Here is a 20,063-nt window from a genome sequence, read left to right as displayed (position 1 = left end):
CAGCACAGCCCTCAAATATAATTAGTATCAACGCTACACAAATTATATTTTAGCCACCATGAAAACTATTGACAAAAGTTAATTAAAAGCTAATTTACTAGAATTTTTGCAACTTGTCGAGCTAGAAGGCGAAGAAATTTTAGTAACAGATGGAAATAAGCCAGTTGTGAGAATTTCTCAGTATGAAAAGACTGTTTCAACGGAAGAATTATTTAAGGATATGCGGGGGAAAGTCAAATATTTTGAAGACATAACTACCCCAACAACTCAAGAATGGCAGGAAGTATGACTATTGTCCTTTCTTTAGTAATTTGGTAAGATGTTAAACTTTACAAATCTCGACGCGAGATGGAGATTCTAACATTGATGCGTCTGGAGTTTCACCCTGACTAACTGCAATATCTGTCTTTAGTCCTAAAGCCTTCAGCAAACCAATAAATCGGTAAATCTCTTCTCCCCCTGATGCTTTCAACAATTCCTGAAGTTTCTCCCAATTCTGTTGTTCGCCGACCGTCATTGTAGAGATTTTATCTTGAGCTTTAACTACGTCTTTGAGGACTGTCAATAACAGTTCAGATTCCGGTTCGTTTTCTTCTAAAATTGCTTGAATATAAGCAGCAGATTCTTCAATTTCTTGGAGGGATTTAATCAGATAGTCATGGTAACTATGAGTTTTAGGCATCGTTTCTACTCCTAAATTCTATCCAGTATTCTTTGGCTTTGCGAATATCTCGATCTTGGGTACTTTTATCTCCACCGCAGAGAAGCAGTAGAATAGTTGAGTCTCTTTCTCCAAAATAAACCCGGTAGCCTGGCCCGTAGTCAATTTTCAACTCAAAAACTCCCTCTCCTACTGATTTACAGTCTCCTAAATTACCAAGAGCAACTCGCTGAAGTCTACCTTTTATTTTAGCTTTTCCTTGGCGATCGCGCAAGGAATCAAGCCACTCTTCAAAAGGGATTTTTCCCTCTAAGGTTTCATAGGTTTGAATTTCTCTCGGTTGGACTTCCATAATTTCATTTAATACAAACCTTAGTATCAATCGATAAAATTTTAGCTCAGTCTGGTCAGTGCCAGGTATCGGAAACGTAGAAATGGCCTGGTTTCGTGGTTAAAGCCTTTGTTATAAATATTAAGGAAACCCTGAAATGAAACGTTTAGATGTTAAAGTCCACAAGTCTCGACGCGAGAGAAGAGATGTCCCCACCCCTCACTCTTACCCCCATCTACCCCTAACCTCATTACCCACCTTAAAGTACAAGGGAGTTGACCTTCTGACTCTGGTGCTTTATCTACCTCTACCAAAATCAGGTCTAAGCTCATTTCACCATTTATGTCCAACTTTTTCCAACCTACACGATGGGAAAACGCTTCCCATTTTTTTTCACTATATGTATCAAAGCCAGGTGCGTTAAAGATACTCCGATAGATGCGTTTCTGCACCGAAAAGCCGAAGCGCCCATTACTGTATTTTACCCAAAGTTGGTCAATCGTTCGCAAGTCTTCACAAGGAAAATAATCAATAGATCCCGAGTGCAGCCATCGTTCTTCCTCCTTACCCAACATCTTAGCCACCACCTTCAATATCACTCTCGTCGTTTCATAATCCGCTTCTTTCCACGTTCCGACTGCTAATAAATTACGCAATTCTCTATAATCCATCCCGACCGCAGAAACCAATTGTACCTCATTAGCCACCACTTTAGGCATGATCTCACTAGCGGGCTGTTTAGGCATCACCTGATTAGCTGATATTTGATTAGATGCTACTGGTGAAGACTGAAAAGGTTTTGCTTGAGGCTTAGCTGGTATTTTAGTAGGTGATACTGAGACAGGATTAAGAGCTTGCAATACTTCTGCTGCTGATTGATAACGCGCGCCGACTGGAAACAGGAGCATTTTATCTAATACTTTACCCAAGTCATTGCTGATGGAAACTGCCTTATTTCTCCATACCCATGCCATTTGCATCGGGTCAAAAAGTTCGTCAGCCAAAGTTCCATTTTTCTCTTCCAGCAAACACCCGGTTAATAACCGAATACAAGTTACACCAAGGCTGTAAAGATCACTCGCTGGAAAAACATGACCTTGCATTTGTTCCGGTGCCGCATAACCAGGAGTTCCAGTCACAGTTCCCACTCTAGTCAAAACACTACCGCTCAATTCCTTAGCAACTCCAAAGTCAATCAAGACTAGAGAACAGTGAGAATTTCTAATGATGTTATCCGGCTTAATATCTCGGTGAATTACTTTTTGTTTGTGAACAAAATCTAATATCGGTAGCAATTCTGTCAGTAATTGCTTAATCTGTTTTTCGCTAAACTTTCCCTGTTTCTGTAATTCTTTTAATAAATCCTCACCGTCAATAAATTCTTGTACTAAATAGAACCGTTGATCTTGTTCAAAAAATGCCAATAAATCAGGTATTTGAGGATGTTTACCCAAATCTCGCAGTCTCACTGCTTCTTGTTTGAATAACTCAGTCGCTTTCTGAATAGCTGCACTCCCTTGTAGTTGCGGGAGAAATTGTTTAATCACACAGATTGTATCGAGTCGATGTTCGTCTACGGCTTTGAATGTACGGCCGAAACCTCCTTCGGAAATGTATTTGACTGCTCGGTATCTGTCTCCGAGGAGCAGTTTGTTGCCGCAGCGTTGGCAGAATTTGGTGAGGGATGGGTTTTGATGCAGGCAATCAGGATTAAGGCATTGACTCATAAAAAGTCCTTAGTTTCACAGTTTTAAGATTAACACAATTTATATCATGTCCGTTGAATTGCCCGCGATCGAATTCTGTCGCGTGGTGGGGGCGGGTTTTTGAGATTGTGGGTGGAAATTGGAGATTTTTCGTGAACCCGCCCCTACAAATTAAGAATAAAAATTCATTATAATTGCTCTTTTAATTCACCTGGTAACGCATATCCAGAGGCCTGCCTCGCTGGTTCTGTTAATGTTTTTTACCCTCAAAAATAGCCTCTTGAAAGCACATCATCTTCGTCGAGTTCATCTTTGCCAATCATCCCTTCAATTTCAGTTAAAAATCTCATGAAAACTTCCGGTGCAAAGGGGTTATTGTCGAGATGGTTTACAAAATAATCTCTATTTTTCTTTCTTCCTTCTACTGTACTAAAAGCACTTCTGATATTAGACGATAACCGCTTAGCTTTTCTCAGAATTAGTATCTCATCAATAGCTGTGAGTGATGAGCTAATCGGCGACATATCCAGCCATTCACATAGCAAGAAATACTTGGCTCCTGGAACACTCAATTTTACATCTAAGGCAGTTGCCGCGCCCTCTTGAAACATGGTTTTATCAAGATTTGTTTTACACTCAGCCGCAACATAAGCAATATTTGCCTCGCGGGAGGTACTCTCCTTAAAATCTTGATTGTGAGAGGCTTTCAAAAATATTTTTCTACTAATTGCAAAATCTTGATCCTTGGCTCGAATACTCATTCCACCACCTTTTGGACTTACTTTTAAACTTGACTCAAATCGGAGTGATGAAAAACACTGTGTTGGGCCAAAGGATAATTCTTTGTCCTTTAATGAATCTGCAAAGACGGTTGTAACTAAGATAGGTATAAATTCTTCAATGATTGAGTTGTCAAGTTTTAATTGCCCCTTTTGACGGTACAAAAAATCATTGTCACTATCAAAGATTAGTTCAACGTCAATGTATCGCTTATAGGAGGTTAGATGGGATACCATGTCTGGAACAACTTTCAAATCACCACTGATATTTTTAAGGGTTTCCAACCAGTTTATATAGTGTTCGATTGCTTGATTAACACGCGGTTTTTCTGTAGGAGGTAGTTTATTATTATCAAGCAATGCTGCTAGTTTGTCCCCATGTGGCTGAGCTAAATTAAACATAAATTTCTTCTTTTGGGTTGATTTCTTCAATGATTTTACGTGAACGCTGCCGCTCGAAATAAGGTGATGGATGTACTTTTTCAGCCTTGTCGATAGCATCCTTGATTTCATATTTTACTTGTTCATCCGCTAGGAAATAAGCGGACTCTAAGGCTTCTACAGCAATAGTTCTGGCTTGATGTATAGTAAAATGATACTGTAAATTTTCTACTTTTATAAAGTGCAGTATATCTTCTTTGATACTTTTTCCATAACGATTCACAAAAGTTCTTTCTTGACGAATATCTAAACTAATCCCCAATACTTGACTAGCGACTTCTGCAACTAACTCCCCATTAAAAAAAGGAGTTCCTTTAATATTTGATTCTCGACCGACTACAAATATTATTCTACTGTCATGGCTGCATATTCGTAACAATTCTTGCAAAGTATAGGCGATGTCTAAGCAATATTGAATTACTGTTAGGAATCTATTACTTCTATGCTTGCGATTAGAACCAAACTCGGATTTTGCCACCTCTAAAATTTTCCAGTTTAGTGCTTCAGTAGAACCGCGATACTGCTGATGATAGTTAAATACATTGATATAAGGGGGGGATGTAATCACAAGATTGATACTGGAGTTTTCTAAGGGAACGTTTCTTGCATCGGCATTGTAGGCATTTATCGGCTTTTCGCTATAGGGTAGGTTAAGCACAAAAGTAGCGAGATTTTTCGCAATGGTGAAAACTCTTGAGTAGGTAACTTTTTTATTTTCTAAATCTAGCAATATCACTAATGCTTGATGTAGAATATTAATTAATTTTTCTTCATTATCAACGGCTAAATATACGATTTTATCTATTATATCATTTTCTGTAAGTTCTTTTTGTATTGTTTGGAAGAGTGGCATTGTCTCCCAGATATCAGTCTTTAGTCGAGCGAGAAAACAATTGATACATCTTTCACGCTGTCTTGGTGAAATAGTGATAAATTTATAAGTGTTAGCGAGGATTAAAGCTGCGGGATTGATTTCTGTTCCGCAGGCTTCCAGTCCGAATCTTCCTGCCTCATATAAAACTGTTCCACTACCTAAAAATGGATCGAAAATCACACTATTTTTATCGGCATATTTATGAATCAAAGTTTCGATAAACTGGGGGGAAAATTGCCCTTTCCAAGGAAGTGGATTAGTACGTTGTTTATCTTCAATGTCTAATAGTTCTTGAGGAATTTCTTGTCTATTGATAGGAGTTTCACTGAAAATATTAGATAAAACCATAATTCGGATTTTTACTTGGCGCGAATTTGTGAATAGATAGAAAGGCCGGGGCGGGTTTTTGAGATTGTGGGTGAAAATCAGAGATTGTTGGTGAAACCCGCCCCTACAAATCAAGAATAAAAATATTACAATTGCTCTTTTAATTCATCAAATTTAGCCTTAATCGCTTGCATATCTTGCCACATAAACCATTTCGGAGTTTCTGGTTCGCGGGAGGGGTTTCGCAACAAGTATGATGGGTGGAAGATTGGCATACATAGGCGATTTTCCCATTCTATCCATTGACCTCTAATTTTACTAATCGGTCGCTTGTCGCTAAGCAAACCTTTGAGGGCTGTTGCACCTGTTAATAAAATAATTTTAGGGTTTAATATGCGGATTTGTTCGAGTAAGTATGGTTTGCAGGCTTCTATTTCTTTGACTGTCGGAGGGCGGTTGTTGGGCGGGCGACATTTGATGACGTTGGCAATGAATATGTCGGTTTCTGTACAGAGTCCTACTGATTCTAAAATCTTATCTAAAAGTTGACCCGATCGCCCAACGAATGGCAATCCAGTTTCATCTTCGTTTTGTCCCGGCGCTTCTCCCACAATCAAGATTTTTGCTTGAGGATTGCCGCGCCCGATGACGGCGTGAGTGCGGCTGTTGCCTAATTCGCAGCGGTGACAGCGGTTGCAGTGTTCGGTTATTTGCTGGATATTTTGATAAGTGCCCGGAGGAATGGGAATTTTGACATTTGTCGGTATTGAGTCGGTTACGAAAGAGGTATTTTGACTGGTGTCAAACAGGCTGAGTTGCAAGTCGCTGGACATATATTTAACGATCGGGGAGATTTTTTTGATGCTAGAATTTATAGTGTATATCGGGTTGAGTGATTTGAGATTGGCAAAAAGCTTGTATGCGATGCAGTCGATCGCAAAATCTCAAATTGTTACTCTCAAATCTACAATTGTTTGGTAGAGCTCGTACAGGCAGGAATATGTTCTCTAACCCGTTGTTTGATAATCGCGCCGATGCTGGCGAAAGACTCGCCGCAGCAGTTTTCGCAGAGCTCGGAAAATTGAATTTAACCGCACCAGAGGCTGTTAAACCGATAGTTTATGCTTTACCACGGGGGGGTTTGCCGATCGCAGTCCCCGTGGCCCGTTTGTTGGGCTGTCCTTTGGATGTGGTTGTCGCCAAGAAAATTACTCGTCCAGATAATTTAGAACTGGCGATCGGGGCTGTAACTGCTGACGGTAATGTCCTCTGGCAAAAGCAAAAGCAGCACAATTTACCCTGGCAAAAATCAGCACTCGATCAGGCTCAAAATAATGCCCAATCTCTACTGGCAGATTTGTCTCCGGGACGTCCAAATGTTAGCGCTGCGGGGGCTTTGGCGATTTTGGTGGATGATGGGGTTGCGACGGGGATGACGATGGCTGTGGCGGCGCAGGCTTTGCGGATTCAGCAGCCGATGGCTTTGTGGATTTGCGTGCCGGTTGCACCGCAGGATTTGCTAGAATTTTTGGAGGAAATGTGCGATCGCCACATCGTCCTAGAAACTCCAGATCCTTTTTATAGCGTCAGTCGCTTTTACGGCGAATTTCCGCAAGTTGAGACGGAAATTGCCTTAGCGTGTTTACGGCAACAAACTGAATGGCGATCGTCAGTTAAGCTAGAAGGTTAAATCCAAAAGTGCGATCGCTAATAAATGAGACCTTGGCAATATTGGTTGGATACTTTGATTCTATCTAGTCAGCACAATCCTCCTCGCTTTGTTGAGTTGGTGATGTTGAGTTTAGCGATGATTTTGTTGGGGTTATGGACTTTCACAGGGCAATGGCCCTATCTAGCCCTGTCTCTAAGTTATATAATTGGTTCGTCTTTTTCAATTTTAGTGCGAGAATCCCTGGGCCCGCGGCCTCAATTTCAGCTAACTCATATCACCGCACTTTTATTGTTAATTATCAGTTTTTATAGTTTTGCTGAATTGATTAGATAAGTAGAAGGAAGAAGGAAGAAGAACCCCCCCCTAGCCCCCCCCAAGGGGGGAAATTCAGGAAGAAGGAAGAAGGAAGAAGGAAGAAGGAAGAATGCTTATACAGTAAACTTTTTATTCAAGTTATTACAGAGGAGTTTTATCTCGGTCATCTGCTAATTAGGTTGGTGTAAAATTAGGCGATTACCTGCGGGATCGAAGGCGTAGATTTCTAAACCGTGACTAGCTTTAATAATTTCTCCGGGGGGCGGACATCCTAGGGCCCAAATTCGGGCGATCGCCATTTCGATGTCGCTGACTTCCAAACATAAACTCATGCCTGCTTTTCCGATACCTAAAAATTCTGATTTGTGGGAATTTTTGGGTTTGAATATGCCTAATCTTAAACCCGGCAGTTGAAATTCAGCATAAGTATTAGGAATGTAAGGATTCGGATCAATATCGAGAAATTTTGTGTAAAATTTAACGAGAACTTCCTTGTCAATATCTGCTAAAGTTACTAGGGCTGCGGTGTAGAGGAAACTCATATTATGGTTGATTGCGATTGGTTGTTTTGCATATTATCATAATTGAAATCCTCCTATTGAGTTGGTGCGTCGGTTGCGGTGTCAAAATTTGCAGGTACGGTAAGGGAGGCGATCGATAATACTAAAGCTAGCGTTCCGATCGACCATTTCCAGTTGAGGTAATTTCGCGCCGCCATTGTTGCAAAAATTCAAAGATATCTTATCATATTGTAATACTACAAATATTTTTCTATGGAAACCACCAATTTTATTGCTCTGTCTATCATCATTGTTGCCGTCCTGGGGATTGGCCTAGGAACAATGACTTGGGCTTACTTCGGTAAGGGTAGCATTTCTGTGCTGTTTCAAGAACCAGTTTTAAGTTTACCAGAATTTCCGGCTACGGATGCTGGTCGCAAGGCCTCTGTTTATTGCCAAGAAGGAATTGAGGCCTATAAATCGGGAAATTATCGAAAAGCTAAAGACAAATTTACCAGCGCCTTACAACTTGTTTCTACTTTGGCAGAAGCTTACCACAATCGGGGTTTGGCTTGTGCCAATTTGCGTTCTGATGATGATGCTGTGCAGAATTTAATTACTGCCAGTGAATTGTACCAACAGCAGGGGAATGGAATTGCACTAGAGTCGATCAAGCAAAATCTTGAAGCATTGAAACAACGCAAGTTGGATCGGGAAAAACTCAAAGTCCAAGGAACCTAGATTGCATACAGATTAGATTAGTCTTGTAGCTTCGATGCGATCGATTTGAGCAATTAAAATGGCTCGGCTAGGTGCAACGATGCGATAATTAGTAATTGGATCGAAAGCTTCCCATTCTTTCGTCACTTCGCTATCTTGCCACACAAACCATTCTTTGTAAAGTTCGCCTTCATCAATATCGCCACATATCGCCAGCCAATCATCTCCTCCTAAACTACTGTAGTCTCCTCCTACTAAGTCTACCCAAGCAGCGGCTATACAATATTCTAGGTTGCCATTGGAATCAACTTTATTACGATCGGCATTAACTTTGTTAGACTTAAGAGAAGTTTCGGGGCAGCAAATAGTAGAAATCATAAGTAGCTCCTGAATGTCATGTTGTTACTTTAGAAAAAATGCCTGTGTGTTAGTGACAGCAAAATGCCACTATCCCAAGCATCACAGTTTTTAGCTCGATCGACTCTGACACCCGATTTGACTGTATGCCTTGTGGGGTAGGGCTTGAGACTGTTTGCGAACTAAATTCAGTCGCGGCTGAATTTAGCCAATTTGCAAACTGGCACAAGGATTAAGCTGCGATGTATGCAGTAAGGAAGAAGGAAGAAGCAGCAATACCAATGCTTTGAGCAATTAAAAACGTCCTCAACGTTTTGGGAGTTGCTGAGGGCTGGGGAGTCGAGAATAAAGCTATACTTGATAAGTTGGGCAGTTTCCGTAAAGTTCGCGAAAATTCTTCGTTAATCAGGTCAATATGCTAGAACTCCACTGTCACACAACTTTTTCGGATGGTACTCTCACCCCTGGGGAACTCGTCGCGGCGGCTGCTGCGTCAGGGGTTCGCGCTTTGGCTATCACAGATCACGATACTATGTCTGGTTGGGATGAAGCTTTTGTGGCGGCCCTTTTGTACAATCTAGAAATAGTCCCCGGAGTAGAACTTAGTACAGTCCACAACGATCGCTCTTTGCACATTTTAGGTTTTTATCCCGATGCAAATAAGCTGCGCGTTCCTTTGAACGATCGCCTAGAAGGACGGTTTAGGCGATCGCAAGAAATGGTGGACAAATTAGCAGCAATGGGATACCCGATCGCATTACCAAAAACGTCCCCAGGTATGGCACCAGGAAGACCTCATATTGCGTCTGCATTGGTAGCAGCAGGTTATGCCAAATCATCGCGGGAAGCCTTCGATCGGTGGTTGGGAGATGGTGGGCCAGCTTACGTTCGTTACGAAAAATTCTCCATCGTCGAGGGTATTGATTTATTGCGGAGTAGTGGCGCAGTACCAGTGTGGGCTCACCCTTATTTATTTCGGGGCGGAGTGGTTGAAGAAGTATTAAAAGAATTAGTAGATGCGGGTTTAATGGGAGTGGAAGTATACCATCCCAGCCACAGTTCCAGTCAGATTCAAAAATTGCAAGATTTGTGCTTGCACTACGGTTTGTTGATGACAGGTGGTAGCGACTATCACGGCCCCGATCCTGAAAGAAAAAACACTGATAGCACTACTTTAAATATGCTGCATTTACCTTTAGAATTGCTAGAACCAGTTAAAGTTGCTGCGGCCAGTTTGAAGTAGTTTTTCAGGGTGAATTTTGCCGATAAATTTATATAAATAAATGTGAATTTCAAGTCAAGGGCTTAGTAAATAGTAGTAAGATAGTAAAAAGATTAAATTGCTTAGCGGAGTGTGCTATGAGTACAGAAGATAGAGCAAAGGCGATCGGCAAAAATGTAGAAGGTAAAGTTCAGGAAGTTTTCGGCAATATCACAGGGAACAAAAAAGACCAGGCTGAAGGTAAGGCAAAACAAGCTGAAGCTGCCGCCCGCCATGCAGCAGAAGATCTGAAAAATGCCGTGAAAAATGTGACAGACAAGGCGAAAAAGGCGATCGACAAGTTGTAGAAAATACAGTTTGGGCGCAACTGGTTCCTAGGCTCTGCCTGGGAACCAATATCCAGAGGCTCTGCCTCGCTTGGGGAGGAAAACGGGAGGCAGAGCCTTCAAATATGCGTTCCCAGGCAGAGCCTAGGAACGAGAATAAAGCCACATTTATTGTGGGTTTCAGTCTTAAGTTTTCACCAATGCCCAATGCCCAATGCCCTTGATTTAATTTCTTTGAGCGCTTCTGGGATCGAGAGCATCCCGCAACCCATCACCCAATAAATTAAACGCCAAAACCGTGAGAATAATTAAGATAGCTGGGGGCCAAACTAACCAAGGTTGCAATACTAAAACTGAAGCATTAGTAGACAGGGAGAGTAAATTTCCCCAAGAAGGATCGGGCTGTTGAATTCCCAACCCAATCAAACTCAAAACTGACTCCGCTACAATAAAACTAGGCACGGATAAAGTAGCAGAAATAATCACGTAAGTGGCAGTTTGGGGCAATACATGACGGACAATAATATAAAGTGGATTTGCACCCATTGCCCTCGCTGCTTGGACGAATTCTAGTTGTTTAATGGAGAGCACTTGACCGCGAATTACCCGCGCTAAACCAGTCCAACTGATGAATGAAGTAATAATGACAATCAGGATAAATCGCTGAGCGCTTGTCAATCCCGGTGGTAGAACTGCTGCTAATGCTACTAATAAATAAAGACCGGGAATTGTCATCAATACTTCCACAAAGCGCATTAAAACACTATCAATCCAACTCCCAAAATAACCTGAAATTCCTCCGATTAACAATCCCAAAGGAAAAGAAATTGCTATTCCTACTAAACCGATGCTGAGGCTAATGCGGCTGCCGTGTACTAAGCGACTAAATTGGTCGCGAGCTTGTTCGTCCGTGCCTAACAGGTTAATTCTGGCTTCTCCCGTAGCACCAAATAGGTGTCGATCGCCTGAAATAATTCCCAAAAATTTATAGGGATAACCTTTGGTAAAGAAAACCAAAGCGGAGGGTTGGCGCGTGTCTACAATTACTTGGCGATCGCCTGTATTTACATCCACAGAACCTTGGGTAGTAGGATAAATATGGGGACCAATAAATTGCCCATCTGGTGCGATGAAATGAATCTGCGTCGGCGGCAATAAGGAAGCGTTTAATAGGGAGTCGTAGGGGTCGTAAGGTGCTACAAAATCAGCTAAAATTGCTACGGTGTAAAAAATCAAGAGCAACACTGCTCCCAACTTAGCTAGAGGATTATGTTTCAGGTTTTGCCACCATTTCATAGTTTTTTAAATTGTTGAAGGTTAACTTTGGTTATTGGTTATTTGTTATTTGTTATTGGTTATTTGTTGTTTGTTATTGGTTATTTGTTATTGGTTATTTGTTATTTGTTAGTTGAGCCATGACTCATGATTTATAACTAATGACCAATCATTCATAACCAATTACTCATGACTACTGACTCATAACTCATAACTAATGACTACTGACTCATAACTCATAACTAATGACTACTGACTACTGACTACTGACTACTGACTACTGACCCTTCGACTACGCGGTTCCTGCCCTTCGACTACGCTCAGGAACCGCGGAGTCGAAGGGCAGGGCACCGCTACTGACTAATGACCGCTGACTACTGAATATCATTTTGCTGTAATTCTTCGTCCCGAAAGGGATTGTAGAAAAAGGAGCCTGTTTGCGGTGGTAATTTGGGGTTGAGTACAATTTCTACTATACTTTTTACTACCCCAGTTAACGGAATTGCCAGGATAACTCCCAATAATCCTCCCACTTTACCTCCTAACAGCAAGGCTGTGAAAATAACTACCGGGCTTAATCCTGTGAGATTTCCCATGATGCGGGGAGCTACTAAGTTATCTTTGATTTGCTGAAGGGCGATCGCCACTGCTAAGACTTGCAGCGCTTGCCACCAATCAATAAATGCTACAATTATACTAACTGCTCCAATTCCCAAAGTTGCACCGATAAACGGAACTATTTCTGTTAATCCTATAAATACCGCAAATAACAGGAAAAATGGCACTCGCAACCACCAAAAAGCCAGAGTCAGTGCTGTGGCCATAAATAGTCCCAGCAGCAACTGTCCCGATACAAAGCGCTGGAGGTTTCGCTGCAAAGTGTCAGTTAAAACATAGCGAATATCTGGGGAAAAAATACTTGTCAAGCCACCCCAGACTCTTTTTCCGTCGAGGAGCATATAAAAGGAAATGACGAGAATTAGAATTAAATCCAAAAACCAGTTAACCGTACCGACAACTAACCCTAAACCAGTACCCGCGATCGCCTGTACTTGTTCTTGCACTTTAGCAGATAGTTGCTGCTCCAAAATTTCCACGTTAAAAGGCAAATTGCGATCGGCACTCCAAGTTTGGAATTCACCTAGCTGCTGTCGTCCCGACTCCAGCAATTCCGGGAGTCTAGCCCCCAACTGTCTGGCTTGGCTGAACACCGGTGGTACAATAGTTAAACCAATTACTACTAATAACAAACCAGCAGTTAAATAAACCAGGGCCGCAGCTACTCCCCGTGGCAAAAATACTTGCAGTCTTACTACTGCATAATTCAATAAAAAGGCAATTAGTCCCGCCGTTACCAAAATGCTGACCAGTTCTCCCACATAATTGATAGCAGCTAGGGTAAACCATCCTGTCACTAGCACTAGCAGCCAAGTGATTAGAAACTGTTGAGCCGGAGAAAAGAGGCTATTCATCAGAAAAATGGGTTGGAAACCCCGTCCTTCTAGGACGGCTTTACAATTTAATTTGCAATGCGCCACGAGTTGTAGGACAAAAATTTACAATCTGCGGGCGATGCGTTTTGAGTTAGACGCTTGCCAGTTTTTAAATCGTGCAAGCTAATTGTTTTTCGGTACGGGTCTTTCTTTGTTGGAGATTCTTGCCAACCGCCAACGTAACAAAATCCGTATTTAGGGTGTTTAACAATTGAACCGCGCTTAAACCCGATACTAATTGTGCCACCATAACGAAGGCGAATATGACCTGTGGAATGTTGCAAGCGATGGAGCTGTCTGCGATGAAACTCAAGGGGAATTACTTCTATTAGCTTGGTCTTGTCGGGTTGGATGTGTCCTCCCGCGTACCAATTAGCTAACACCCAAGAATCCACGCAGTGAGCCTCAAACTTGTTTGATCGTTTCTGTTTGGACTTGAGAAGTCCTAAATTTTGACGCAGTTCGTAAGTATCGTTTCCCGATCTAATCTCAAGATGGGCAATCTTTCTAACCTCAGAGTAAAACCAGTGTTTGCCTACTTCCAAAGGGCTAAACGATACATTCCACTTGCGTCCGTTTTTTCGGGTTCTTGCTTTGATATCTTCCACAACAATTGTCGATATTGGAAACATCAACGTTAGCCAGTTAACTATCCTTAACTTCCACTGCCATCTTGCCTTAGTAGATGGAGGGAGCCGATTTTTGTTAACCAACCTGTTAGCTCGGTTTTGACGGCACGGTGTGTTCCGAAACCGCCGAGCACGTCGCATATTTCGCCTTACTTCAACATGGTCTTTTACCCAATCAATTGCATGGGTCTGGATGTTTAAGTAGGTATGCGATTTGGATTTAACGGTAAATCCTTCGCGTTTGCTACCTGGATCGATGCCAACCGCTATGGGTTGATAGTTGTGGTTTGAAGGCTCTGCATTCAACCTGACACAAAATACTCCTTTTTTCCAGAAGGGTGTTGCCTTGCCCGATCCTATCCAACGCTTGGCGCGGGCATTGGTAGTCGGCATTAACGGTCTATTTTCACTGTTTACAACGGGTACAAACATTTATGGTAAGTCCTATTTCTAGGTATATATTTCCCTTCGCCACTGACTGCCAAAGTGGTTAAGAACTAGGGAGGCATTCTTAACGTTTTGTGAGATACCACTCTCAGGCAGTTCAGTTGGTCTTTTAAAGACGCAGGCTAGACACTGTTTTGGTCTTGAATTTGGAGGGTGGTGAGCCTTCCTCTTTCAAGCCCCATGCCTTCAGGCTGGGGTTTATGACTGGGATTTTTGTCAATTAAACGAGCACAATTTTTGGGGTATATGTGCCATATTCTACACTAAACATCTGGAATATAAACTAACAATAATCAGTTCCCGATGAGACTTACTGACAAGCTTATTGATGAGTTGGTGAGAGCCAAACGGCTCCTGGAAACAGAAGTAAAACCCATCGACTCCTTCTGACAATCCAGAATCCACCTACAAGCTTCCCATCCGTGCAGTCATTTTCTCCAAGGTGGCCACCCAAAATTAGGCCGCAGTCATCCAAAGGGAGGACGCGGTACTGTTGACCACCTCCGTTACAATGAAATAGATATTAAGAACGCAATCTTTCTTTACAATATAAAAAACCAAAGGCTGATACCGGCGGGAGGAACTACTGTGACCCATCCAATTATTTCAGAAGCGGAAGAAACGCAACCCCTTCATCACCTACACCCCAATCGCGATCGCAACGAAGCGGCGATCGTGTATGAAGATAGCATCAAAGACGAGTCTCGCCGGAAATTCGCCTCTGAGGAAGATGAACCCAAAATTTCTCTTTTAGTTCCAGAAATGGATAGCGAGGAATCAGCAGTGTGGGAAGGGGAAGAAACAGCATCTGCGCCCAGCAAAGGCATCAAGTGGCCAGGGGTGTTGGCAGGGGTAGGCATTGGGGTAGCTGCTACACTAGCGGCAGTACACCTGAGCCCACGTCCCAGTGCACCTCCGGCTGCTCCCGCAAAAGCGGCAACTCAAGCACCGATCGCTCAGACTGTGACAGTGGCACCGGTGGAATCGGCTCAGGTGACTCAAACTCTAGAAGCAACGGGCACTGTAGCCCCCTACGATTTACTGCCGGTACTCCCACAAGCTAATGGCTTGCAAATCAAGCAGGTGTTGGTGGCGGAAGGAGATAGGGTAGAAAAGGGTCAGGTGATGGCGGTTTTGGATGACTCGGTGTTGCGATCGCAAATTTCCGAAGCTGTTGCTAAAGTACAATCTGCCACTTCTACCGTAGAACAAGCCCAAGCTCAGGTGGAGCAAGCCCAGTCTACCCAAGAAGAAGCCGAAGCCGGGGTGGCTCAAGCTCAGGCTGGCGTTCAAAAAGCCATCGCTGATGCAGAGCAAGCCAAAACAGGCGTCGGCCAAGCTCAAGCTGGTGTCGGCCAAGCTCAAGCTGGTGTTAATCAAGCTAGAGCGGGCATTGCTTCTGCTCAGGCTAAATTAGAACAGGCCCAAAGAGAAGTAAATCGTACCCAAGATTTGGCCTCTCAGGGAGTAATTAGTCAGCAAGAATTAGAAAGACGTAAAACAGAGCAGCAAACGGCTGTTCAAGATTTGAACAAAACTAAAGCTGATTTAAATCGAGCTTTGGAAGAACAAAATAAAGCAGCGGAAGAAGTGCGATCGGCTCTTGCTAAAGTAGCGAATGCGGTGGCTAATATCAATACAGCTAAAGCAGCCCTCAGCAGTGCTCGTGCGAAAGTGAATACGGCTGGTTCAAGTGTCAGCAGCGCTAGAGCCAATGTCGGAAACAATGCTGCTACTGTTCGTAGCAATGATGCGCGAGTCAAACAGTTACAAACTCAATTAGAACAAACTGTAGTTCGCGCACCAGATAGCGGCACGGTGGCTGAAAGAATTGGTAGAGTTGGGGATGTTTCTTCCGGGAGCCAAAAACTGTTTTCGATTATTCGGGGAAACAAGCTGGAATTGCAATTGAAAGTGCCGGAAACTCAACTTTCCCAGGTACGCCCTGGCACCGCCGTCAATATTACTTCTGATTCTGACAAGCGGATTAAATTAGCAGGAACTGTGCGAGATATTTCGCCTCTGGTTGACCCTCAAAATCGCCAAGCTACCGTCAAAATTGATTTGCCGGAAAGTGATTTTTTGCGATCGGGAATGTTTTTGCGGGCTGCAATTGCGACAGCAACGGCTCAAGGTTTGAAGGTTTCGGCTAAGGCTATTTTACCGCAAGCTGATGGTGGTGCTGTGGTTTATAAATTGGTTGGTGAGGATAAAGTGCAGGCTCAATCTGTGGAGGTTGGGGCAATTTCTGGGGGGGCTGTTGGTGATTTGACTAATGCTAAGGTGGAGATTAAAAAGGGTTTGAAGGTTGGCGATCGCGTGGTTGTTGCTGGGGCTGGTTATCTCAAGGATGGCGATCGGGTTAAGGTTGTTAAATAGTCATTAGTCATTAGTCAGCAGTCATTAGTCAGTAGTCATTAGTCATTAGTCAGTCGTCATTAGTTAGTAGCGGTGCCCTGAGCGTAGTCGAAGGGTCATTAGTCAGTAGTCAGTAAGTGTAAGGTGCGGACTTCGCACCCTACAGTATTACTTTTTTTGAACGAACCGCGAAGGCGCGAAGGACGCAAAGGAAGAGAAGAAAGAAGAGAGAAAGCGGAAGAAAGCAGGAACTGTATTACCAATGCTCTTCGGCCCAATGCTCTTCGGCCCAATGCCCCATTCCCCATTCCCCATTATGTCTTTTAATATTTCAGCTTGGTCGATCAAACAACCAGTTCCTACTATTGTCTTATTCTTAATTTTGACAATAGGTGGTTTATTATCTTTTCCGGTTTTGGGCATTGACGATTCCCCGAATATCGATGTTCCTTCGGTGTCGATATCTGTTAGCCAACCGGGGGCAGATCCAGCGGAACTGGAATCTCAAGTTACGAAAAAAGTAGAAGATGCTGTTGCTGGTTTGGGCAATATTGACCACATTATCTCCACCGTTAATGATGGTGCTTCTAATACTACGGTTAACTTTCTTTTGGGCACTAATAGCGATCGCGCTACCAATGATGTCCGCAATGCGATCGCCCAAATTCGCCAAAGTCTGCCCCAAGATATTAACGATCCTGTAGTGAAGCGGGTTGAGTTTGCCGGCAGTTCCATTATGTCCTATGCTGTGGTTTCCGATCGCCAATCTGTAGAACAGTTAAGCGATTTAATCGACCAAAACATCAGTCGCGTCCTCCTCTCCGTTAAAGGTGTTGCTCAAGTGCAGCGGATTGGAGGTAGAGACAGGGATATTCGTGTTGATTTGAACCCTGAACAACTGAAAAGTCTTGGCATTACAGCTACCCAAGTTAATGACCAAATTCGCAATTTTAATATCAATTTACCAGGAGGGCGCACGGAAATTGGTAATTCTGAGCAAACTATTCGCACCCTTGGTAGTGCCAAAACTCTGGATCAACTCAAAACCTATAAAATTACTTTACCTAAAGGTAGTTTTGTGCCTCTCACCAGTTTGGGAGAAGTGACTGAGGGCTATGCAGAGGCGCGTCAGGCGGCGCGACTTAATGGCAAACCTGTAGTGGCTTTTTCGATCCTCCGCAGTACCGGCAGCACTCTCGTCACCGTAGAAGAAGCAGTGCGGGAAGCTGTGAAAAAATTGGAAAAGACTTTGCCGCCTGATGTCAAGTTGGAGCTTATTTATACCCTAGCAGACCACATTCGCGATTCCTATGAAGCTTCTGTTGATGCTTTGTTTTTGGGGGCTGGTTTAGCAATAGTAACTATTTTAATTTTTCTGCGGGACTGGCGGGCAACTCTGATTGCTTCTGTGGCTTTACCGCTGTCGGCAATTCCTACTTTTGCTGTGCTCCGACTTTTGGGCTATACCCTCAACAGCATGACTTTGTTGGCCTTGGCGCTGGTGGTGGGAGTATTGGTAGATGATGCGATCGTGGAAATTGAAAATATCGAACGCCATGTCGGGATGGGGAAAACTCCCTATCAAGCTTCTTTGGATGCTTCTGCTGAAATTGGTTTGGCTGTTGTTGCTACTACTATGACGATTGTCGCGGTATTTGCACCGGTGGCTTTTATGCCGGGAATTCCGGGTCAGTTTTTTCGACCTTTTGGGGTGACGGTTTCGGCGTCGGTTTTGTTTTCGCTGCTGGTAGCCCGCACTGTGACTCCGATGATGGCTGCTTATTTGTTTAAGGAGAAAGGACACCATCAGAAACAGTTGAAAAAAGACCAATTATCCTATCAGTATCGACGGCTTTTAATGTGGTCGCTTAAACATCGGGCGATCGTCCTAATTATGGCTGTGGCTTTATTATTCGGCAGTTTTAAGTTAATACCTTACATTCCCACTGGGTTTATCGATCGCGATGATACTGGACTTTCTACTGTCTCTATTGAACTTCCTCCCGGTTCTACTTTACAGCAGACGGATGTAGCAGTAGAACAGGCAACTAAGCTGTTACTCACCCATCCGGCGGTGGAAAGTGTTTTAGAGACAGAAGGTTCTCCGACAGTTTCTGGTGGCCCCGGTGGGGGTACTGCCCGTGCTAGTGGTGTGAATACAGGGACTCTTTATGTGAAACTCAAACCGGCTGACAAACGGATCAAGCAACAGCAGTTTGAGGAGGAAATGCGGCCGAAACTGACGGATGTTCCCGGTGTGCGGCTCAGTTTTTCCCAAGGGCGAGTGGGGGGGAGAAAGCAAATGTCGATCGTCCTTAAAAGCGAAAATGCTCCTGCTTTGACAAAAACAGCCCTCGATCTTACTCAACAAATGAGTCAGGTGACAGGATTGATTGAGGTGCAATCTACCGCGAGTTTGGTGAAGCCAGAAATCTTGGTCAAACCTGACCCAAATCTGGCGGCGGATCAGGGTGTATCTGTACAACAAATTGCTCGCACTGCATCTTTGGCAACCATTGGAGATATTGACTCAAATCTGGCTAAGTTCGATTTGCCAGATAGACAAATTCCGATTCATGTGATGTTAGCACCACAGTTTCGCAGCGATGTTGAAACAATTAAGAGTCTCCAAGTACCGGGTAAAAATAATACTTTGGTGCCTTTGAGGGCAGTGGCTGATATTGCTTTGGGTAGCGGGCCTTCTCAGATCGATCGCTATGACAGAGCTCGCCAAGTTTCTGTAGAGGGCAATTTGTTGCCCGGTACTACTTTGGGAGAAGCTTTGGCTGCGGTGAAAAAACTGCCAGCAATGAATCCTCTGCCACCTGGGGTGGAACAGGAATCTTCGGGAGATGCGAAGGTGATGCAGGATATCTTCAGTGGTTTTGCGGGGGCTTTGGGAACGGCGGTTTTGTTTATTTATGCTGTGTTGGTGTTGCTGTTTGCGAATTTTCTGCATCCGATCACTATTATGGCAGCCCTACCTTTGTCGATCGGGGGTGCTTTGCTGGGGCTGCTGGTGGGCCAGAAGTCTTTGGGGCTCTACGCTTTGATTGGGATAGTTTTGCTGATGGGAATTGTGACGAAAAATTCGATTTTGTTGGTGGATTACGCGATTCTGAATCAGAAGGAAGGTAAGCCGATGTATGAAGCGACGCTGGAATCTGGGGTGGCGCGCTTGCGGCCGATTTTGATGACAACCATCGCCATGATTGCTGGGATGATTCCCATCGCCCTGGGACTTGGTGCCGGTTCTCAGGTGCGCAGCCCGATGGCGATGGCGGTAATTGGCGGTTTGATGACTTCCACTCTCTTGACTTTGGTGGTGATTCCGGTGATTTTTACCTATATGGATGGTTTCCAAATCTGGATTTTTAATCGGGTGCGGGGTAACAAGGAAAAAGCCAAGAAAGCGCGATCGTCTATTCGTTTGTAGTGACGAATTCAGTCCTATTCAATGCTCTGTGTCCTCTGTGTTCTAGTAAGGTTAAATAATTCCCTAGTGCGGCGATCGGCTAAATGCTATCCTATTCACAATCCGCTCATACCAATTTTTTATGAGGCTGCTCCCGAATCTGATCCCCCCTAGCCCCCCTTAATAAGGGGGGGACAAGATGCTTCTCAAAGTTC

The 20,063-nt window shown here is 43.6% G+C and carries 20 protein-coding genes; 8 read left to right on the top strand and 12 right to left on the bottom strand.

The features are described 5' to 3' along the window. Positions 1–106: 106 nt before the first annotated feature. Positions 107–289, top strand: coding sequence for a prevent-host-death protein (locus tag P2A85_RS18865; protein ID WP_377474665.1), 183 nt, complete (start codon positions 107–109; stop codon positions 287–289). A 33-nt stretch (positions 290–322) separates the two neighbouring features. Here P2A85_RS18865 and P2A85_RS18860 read toward each other — a convergent pair whose 3' ends face one another. The 6 genes from P2A85_RS18860 to P2A85_RS18835 all read right to left on the bottom strand — a co-directional run bounded on the left by P2A85_RS18860 (position 323) and on the right by P2A85_RS18835 (position 5,952). Next, positions 323–682: a DNA-binding protein gene (locus tag P2A85_RS18860; RefSeq protein ID WP_377474663.1), complete on the bottom strand. Its 360-nt coding sequence runs from the start codon at positions 680–682 to the stop codon at positions 323–325. Beyond that, entirely contained in the window at positions 675–1,013 is a 339-nt protein-coding gene (locus P2A85_RS18855) for a type II toxin-antitoxin system RelE/ParE family toxin (RefSeq protein WP_377474661.1), read from the bottom strand. The genes P2A85_RS18860 and P2A85_RS18855 overlap by 8 nt, the downstream gene beginning before the upstream one ends. 152 nt (positions 1,014–1,165) lie before the next feature. Continuing rightward, the gene (locus P2A85_RS18850) at positions 1,166–2,719 is read right to left on the bottom strand and encodes a GUN4 domain-containing protein (protein WP_377474659.1); all 1,554 of its coding nucleotides are present in this window, start codon (positions 2,717–2,719) and stop codon (positions 1,166–1,168) included. Between the two features lie 245 nt (positions 2,720–2,964). After that, complete coding sequence (locus P2A85_RS18845; protein ID WP_377474657.1) at positions 2,965–3,879, bottom strand: Bpu10I family restriction endonuclease; 915 nt, start codon at positions 3,877–3,879, stop codon at positions 2,965–2,967. Further along, positions 3,872–5,140: a DNA methyltransferase gene (locus tag P2A85_RS18840; RefSeq protein ID WP_377474655.1), complete on the bottom strand. Its 1,269-nt coding sequence runs from the start codon at positions 5,138–5,140 to the stop codon at positions 3,872–3,874. The genes P2A85_RS18845 and P2A85_RS18840 overlap by 8 nt, the downstream gene beginning before the upstream one ends. A 125-nt stretch (positions 5,141–5,265) precedes the next feature. Further along, complete coding sequence (locus tag P2A85_RS18835; protein ID WP_377474653.1) at positions 5,266–5,952, bottom strand: uracil-DNA glycosylase family protein; 687 nt, start codon at positions 5,950–5,952, stop codon at positions 5,266–5,268. Between the two features lie 167 nt (positions 5,953–6,119). Here P2A85_RS18835 and P2A85_RS18830 point away from each other — a divergent pair, with 167 nt between their 5' ends. Beyond that, positions 6,120–6,809, top strand: coding sequence for a phosphoribosyltransferase (locus tag P2A85_RS18830; RefSeq protein ID WP_377474651.1), 690 nt, complete (start codon positions 6,120–6,122; stop codon positions 6,807–6,809). A 24-nt stretch (positions 6,810–6,833) separates the two neighbouring features. Continuing rightward, a complete protein-coding gene (locus P2A85_RS18825; protein ID WP_371114209.1) occupies positions 6,834–7,124 on the top strand; it encodes a hypothetical protein in 291 nt (96 codons plus the stop codon). A gap of 152 nt (positions 7,125–7,276) precedes the next feature. Here P2A85_RS18825 and P2A85_RS18820 read toward each other — a convergent pair whose 3' ends face one another. Both P2A85_RS18820 and P2A85_RS18815 read right to left on the bottom strand, forming a co-directional pair. Further along, on the bottom strand, positions 7,277–7,648 hold the full coding sequence (locus tag P2A85_RS18820) for a VOC family protein (protein ID WP_377474649.1): 372 nt from the start codon (positions 7,646–7,648) through the stop codon (positions 7,277–7,279). A gap of 53 nt (positions 7,649–7,701) precedes the next feature. Further along, on the bottom strand, positions 7,702–7,824 hold the full coding sequence (locus P2A85_RS18815; RefSeq protein WP_377474647.1) for a hypothetical protein: 123 nt from the start codon (positions 7,822–7,824) through the stop codon (positions 7,702–7,704). Between the two features lie 55 nt (positions 7,825–7,879). On the opposite strand from P2A85_RS18815, the gene P2A85_RS18810 reads away from it, so the two are divergent. Then, positions 7,880–8,347 (top strand): hypothetical protein, encoded by a 468-nt coding sequence (locus P2A85_RS18810; RefSeq protein WP_377474645.1) that lies wholly within the window; start codon positions 7,880–7,882, stop codon positions 8,345–8,347. Positions 8,348–8,359: 12 nt separating this feature from the next. On the opposite strand, the gene P2A85_RS18805 is transcribed toward P2A85_RS18810, so the two are convergent. Beyond that, on the bottom strand, positions 8,360–8,704 hold the full coding sequence (locus P2A85_RS18805; RefSeq protein ID WP_377474643.1) for a hypothetical protein: 345 nt from the start codon (positions 8,702–8,704) through the stop codon (positions 8,360–8,362). Positions 8,705–9,098: 394 nt separating this feature from the next. On the opposite strand from P2A85_RS18805, the gene P2A85_RS18800 reads away from it, so the two are divergent. Then, positions 9,099–9,926 carry a PHP domain-containing protein gene (locus P2A85_RS18800; RefSeq protein ID WP_341735484.1) on the top strand — a complete coding sequence of 276 codons (828 nt, stop codon included), beginning with the start codon at positions 9,099–9,101 and terminating at the stop codon, positions 9,924–9,926. Between the two features lie 116 nt (positions 9,927–10,042). Then, positions 10,043–10,252: a CsbD family protein gene (locus P2A85_RS18795; protein ID WP_341733095.1), complete on the top strand. Its 210-nt coding sequence runs from the start codon at positions 10,043–10,045 to the stop codon at positions 10,250–10,252. Between the two features lie 204 nt (positions 10,253–10,456). Here P2A85_RS18795 and P2A85_RS18790 read toward each other — a convergent pair whose 3' ends face one another. From P2A85_RS18790 to P2A85_RS18780, 3 genes are all read right to left on the bottom strand, one after another. After that, positions 10,457–11,527 carry an ABC transporter permease gene (locus P2A85_RS18790; protein WP_377474640.1) on the bottom strand — a complete coding sequence of 357 codons (1,071 nt, stop codon included), beginning with the start codon at positions 11,525–11,527 and terminating at the stop codon, positions 10,457–10,459. Between the two features lie 353 nt (positions 11,528–11,880). Then, positions 11,881–12,978, bottom strand: coding sequence for an AI-2E family transporter (locus tag P2A85_RS18785; protein WP_377474638.1), 1,098 nt, complete (start codon positions 12,976–12,978; stop codon positions 11,881–11,883). Positions 12,979–13,025: 47 nt separating this feature from the next. After that, entirely contained in the window at positions 13,026–14,060 is a 1,035-nt protein-coding gene (locus tag P2A85_RS18780; RefSeq protein WP_377474636.1) for an RRXRR domain-containing protein, read from the bottom strand. A 603-nt stretch (positions 14,061–14,663) separates the two neighbouring features. On the opposite strand from P2A85_RS18780, the gene P2A85_RS18775 reads away from it, so the two are divergent. Further along, positions 14,664–16,454, top strand: coding sequence for an efflux RND transporter periplasmic adaptor subunit (locus P2A85_RS18775; RefSeq protein WP_377474634.1), 1,791 nt, complete (start codon positions 14,664–14,666; stop codon positions 16,452–16,454). A gap of 295 nt (positions 16,455–16,749) precedes the next feature. Next, positions 16,750–19,869: an efflux RND transporter permease subunit gene (locus tag P2A85_RS18770; protein WP_377474632.1), complete on the top strand. Its 3,120-nt coding sequence runs from the start codon at positions 16,750–16,752 to the stop codon at positions 19,867–19,869. The last annotated feature ends 194 nt before the right edge of the window (positions 19,870–20,063 follow it).

It is taken from the genome of Microcoleus anatoxicus, assembly GCF_042465725.1.
GTDB classification, from domain to species: Bacteria; Cyanobacteriota; Cyanobacteriia; order Cyanobacteriales; family Microcoleaceae; genus Microcoleus; species Microcoleus anatoxicus.
The sequence above is the reverse complement of the archived record's forward strand: the minus strand, read 5'-3'. Positions and strand labels throughout refer to the sequence as shown.

Bases quoted from the DNA above. Each gene is read 5' to 3' on its own strand.
- P2A85_RS18820 (WP_377474649.1), bottom strand. From the start codon at position 7,648: ATGAGTTTCCTCTACACCGCAGCCCTAGTAACTTTAGCAGATATTGAC.
- P2A85_RS18830 (WP_377474651.1), top strand. From the start codon at position 6,120: ATGTTCTCTAACCCGTTGTTTGATAATCGCGCCGATGCTGGCGAAAGA.
- P2A85_RS18840 (WP_377474655.1), bottom strand. From the start codon at position 5,140: ATGGTTTTATCTAATATTTTCAGTGAAACTCCTATCAATAGACAAGAA.
- P2A85_RS18850 (WP_377474659.1), bottom strand. From the start codon at position 2,719: ATGAGTCAATGCCTTAATCCTGATTGCCTGCATCAAAACCCATCCCTC.
- P2A85_RS18795 (WP_341733095.1), top strand. From the start codon at position 10,043: ATGAGTACAGAAGATAGAGCAAAGGCGATCGGCAAAAATGTAGAAGGT.
- P2A85_RS18800 (WP_341735484.1), top strand. From the start codon at position 9,099: ATGCTAGAACTCCACTGTCACACAACTTTTTCGGATGGTACTCTCACC.
- P2A85_RS18790 (WP_377474640.1), bottom strand. From the start codon at position 11,527: ATGAAATGGTGGCAAAACCTGAAACATAATCCTCTAGCTAAGTTGGGA.
- P2A85_RS18805 (WP_377474643.1), bottom strand. From the start codon at position 8,704: ATGATTTCTACTATTTGCTGCCCCGAAACTTCTCTTAAGTCTAACAAA.
- P2A85_RS18855 (WP_377474661.1), bottom strand. From the start codon at position 1,013: ATGGAAGTCCAACCGAGAGAAATTCAAACCTATGAAACCTTAGAGGGA.
- P2A85_RS18815 (WP_377474647.1), bottom strand. From the start codon at position 7,824: ATGGCGGCGCGAAATTACCTCAACTGGAAATGGTCGATCGGAACGCTA.
- P2A85_RS18860 (WP_377474663.1), bottom strand. From the start codon at position 682: ATGCCTAAAACTCATAGTTACCATGACTATCTGATTAAATCCCTCCAA.
- P2A85_RS18825 (WP_371114209.1), top strand. From the start codon at position 6,834: ATGAGACCTTGGCAATATTGGTTGGATACTTTGATTCTATCTAGTCAG.
- P2A85_RS18780 (WP_377474636.1), bottom strand. From the start codon at position 14,060: ATGTTTGTACCCGTTGTAAACAGTGAAAATAGACCGTTAATGCCGACT.
- P2A85_RS18810 (WP_377474645.1), top strand. From the start codon at position 7,880: ATGGAAACCACCAATTTTATTGCTCTGTCTATCATCATTGTTGCCGTC.
- P2A85_RS18835 (WP_377474653.1), bottom strand. From the start codon at position 5,952: ATGTCCAGCGACTTGCAACTCAGCCTGTTTGACACCAGTCAAAATACC.
- P2A85_RS18785 (WP_377474638.1), bottom strand. From the start codon at position 12,978: ATGAATAGCCTCTTTTCTCCGGCTCAACAGTTTCTAATCACTTGGCTG.
- P2A85_RS18770 (WP_377474632.1), top strand. From the start codon at position 16,750: ATGTCTTTTAATATTTCAGCTTGGTCGATCAAACAACCAGTTCCTACT.
- P2A85_RS18845 (WP_377474657.1), bottom strand. From the start codon at position 3,879: ATGTTTAATTTAGCTCAGCCACATGGGGACAAACTAGCAGCATTGCTT.